The 2,344-nt window shown below is 75.4% G+C and carries 3 protein-coding genes; all 3 read right to left on the minus strand.

Features of this window, described 5'->3' with window-relative positions; genetic code table 11:
* Positions 1 to 92: 92 nt before the first annotated feature.
* The 3 genes from ACFV8H_RS41380 to ACFV8H_RS41390 all read right to left on the minus strand — a co-directional run bounded on the left by ACFV8H_RS41380 (position 93) and on the right by ACFV8H_RS41390 (position 2,294).
* Positions 93 to 482, minus strand: coding sequence for a DUF3040 domain-containing protein (locus tag ACFV8H_RS41380; protein ID WP_380409937.1), 390 nt, complete (start codon positions 480 to 482; stop codon positions 93 to 95).
* A gap of 429 nt (positions 483 to 911) precedes the next feature.
* Positions 912 to 1,664, minus strand: coding sequence for a methyltransferase domain-containing protein (locus tag ACFV8H_RS41385; protein ID WP_375893236.1), 753 nt, complete (start codon positions 1,662 to 1,664; stop codon positions 912 to 914).
* Positions 1,665 to 1,709: 45 nt separating this feature from the next.
* The gene (locus tag ACFV8H_RS41390) at positions 1,710 to 2,294 is read right to left on the minus strand and encodes an SAV_6107 family HEPN domain-containing protein (RefSeq protein WP_380409939.1); all 585 of its coding nucleotides are present in this window, start codon (positions 2,292 to 2,294) and stop codon (positions 1,710 to 1,712) included.
* Positions 2,295 to 2,344 lie beyond the last annotated feature (50 nt).

A 2,344-nucleotide genomic window follows, 5' to 3' on the forward strand; every position in this document is an offset into this window, starting at 1 on the left:
GCAGTCGGTCGACTGCCCGCCCCGGCTCTCGTCGTCTGTCCTCGACGCCTCGTCCGCCCTCGACGTCCTCGACGTCCCGACGGCCCTGCGGCTCAGAACCCGCCGGACTGCTCGTCCCGGCGGCGCTGCCAGCGCTGCTCCACCCGGTCCATCATCCCGGCCTTGCGGCGCGGGGCCGCGGCCTGCCGGGGGCCGGAGCCCTGGCCCGCGGGCGCCCGGCGCCAGCCGGTCACCGCGAACACCGCGCACCCGAGCATCACCAGGAAACCGACGACGCTGACCCAGATCTGGTCCGGAACGACCATGCCGCCCATCAGCAGGCCGATCCCCACCACGAAGCCGGCGACGGCCAGGTAGACCCGCCGACGGGTAAAGGTGCGCAGCCCGGTTCCCTCAAGCGCTGACGCGAATTTGGGATCTTCGGCATACAGCGCTCGCTCCATCTGGTCGAGCAGTCGCTGCTCGTGCTCCGAGAGCGGCACGGAGTCCTCCTACTCGTCGGTCGCGGGTGCGACCGGTCCGCCTCCCCGGTCGGAGAGGCCAGTCCAATCAGCCTTGGGCACACGGTCGGACGCCCGTGCGGGGGACCCGGCCCGTGTCGTCCATATGCCCCACGCATCCGGCTGTCATGCTTACCGGCTTTACCCAGATCATACGGTCCGGGGCCCCGTTACGGAGTGGTCTGCGCCGCGTGGGACGGGCCACTTCGACCGGGCGGGGCCGCACCCGGGTCAACGCCGGACGGATCGGACAAGTGCCCGACCCGATGGAATCGGCCCGGAGCCGGGGATGATCCGGAGCACACCCGGGCGAGGAGCGGGTGTCCGGGGGTCGTCCGGGAAGCGAACCGCCGCCGGACGGCGCGCGGACCGGACGGCGGCGGACGGGCGCCGCGGGGGCTCCGGGCGGGGTCAGGCGAGGGTGGCCAGCAGGTGCAGCTGGGTGGCCACGGCGTGGAACGCGGGCTGCGCGGCAGCGGCCTCCTCCAGCTTGAGCAGCGCCTCCATGGCGCCCGGCTCGGTGTCCACCAGGACCCCGGGCACCAGGTCGGCGAAGACCCGGACGCCGTGCACCGACTCCACCCGCAGGCCCGCGCCCTCGGCCAGTCGGCCCAGCTCCTCACCGGTGAAGCGGCGCGGCATCGGGTCCTGCTCGCCCCAGCGCCCGTCCTCGGCGGAGAGCACCGTACGGGCCTCGTTGAAGTGGCCGGCCAGCGCGCGGGCCAGCACGGCGCCGTTGCGGTTGGCGGCCAGCAGGCTGACCAGGCCGCCCTTGCGCAGGGTGGCGGCCAGGCTGCCGAGCGACTCGGCCGGGTCGTCCACGACCTCCAGCACGCCGTGGCAGAGCACCGCGTCCACGGTGCCGGGGGCGACCAGCTCGGGCAGCGTCTGGGTGTCGCCCTGGACGGCCCGGACCAGGTCCGTCACCCCGGCCTCGGCGGCCCGGCGCTCCAGCGCGAACAGCGCGTCCGGGCTCGGGTCGACCACGGTGACCCGGTGGCCGAGCTTGGCCACCGGCACGGCGAAGTTGCCGGTGCCGCCACCGGTGTCGACCACGTCGAGCACCGGCTGGTCCAGCTCGGCCGCCCGCTTCTCCAGGGCCGCCCGTACCACCTCCCAGACCACGGCGGTACGCAGGGCACTGCGGGGACGCGTCGGGTACACGGTCGGGCTCCTTGGCACGTGCAGATCGATCAGGATGCCTCCACCTTAAGCCTGCCGCGCGGCCGCTCCGCCCCCGCCGGGCGGCTCGTCCCCGTCGAGCGGCAGCCGGGGTGCGGGCGGGGCCGGGCGCAGGCCGAGCAGCCGCTCGACCAGGCGCAGGAACAGCGCGGAGTTGCGGATCAGGTCGTCGGCGTCGCGGGCCGAGGCTGCGCCCCGGATGCCGGCCTCGGCGGCGGCCCGGCGACGGGCACCGGCGCCGTAGTAGAGCGCCCACTCGGCCAGTTCGGGGGCGACTTCGGGCAGCACCTCCCAGGCACTGCGGATGGCCTTTCGCCGGCGCGGGTTCTTCTCCGGCCGGCCGCGGACGGCCAGCACGGCGGCCACCGTGCGCAGCGCGGCCAGGTGCGCGGTGGCGTAGCGCTCCAGCGGATCCTCCAGCACGCGGGCGCGGGCCAGCGTGCGGTGGGCGTCGGCGAGCAGGTCGAGGGCGGCCGGTGGCGCGGCGGCCCGGCGCAGTACGGGGTGGACGTCCCGCCCGGCGGAGCCAGGGGTGGGTGGGGTGGGTGGAGTGGTCGGCAGGGCGGCGGAGTGGAGGCGGGCGGTGACGGGCTCAGGATGGCTGATGGTCATGGTCTCCCCCGTTCCGAGGCAGCGCCCGGACCGGGTGGTCCGTGCTCCTC

The organism is Kitasatospora sp. NPDC059827, from assembly GCF_042731675.1.
Classification (GTDB): domain Bacteria; phylum Actinomycetota; class Actinomycetes; order Streptomycetales; family Streptomycetaceae; genus Kitasatospora.

Excerpts from the sequence above, each read along its gene's own strand:
- ACFV8H_RS41390 (WP_380409939.1), bottom strand. The coding sequence starts at position 2,294 with ATGACCATCAGCCATCCTGAGCCCGTCACCGCCCGCCTCCACTCCGCC.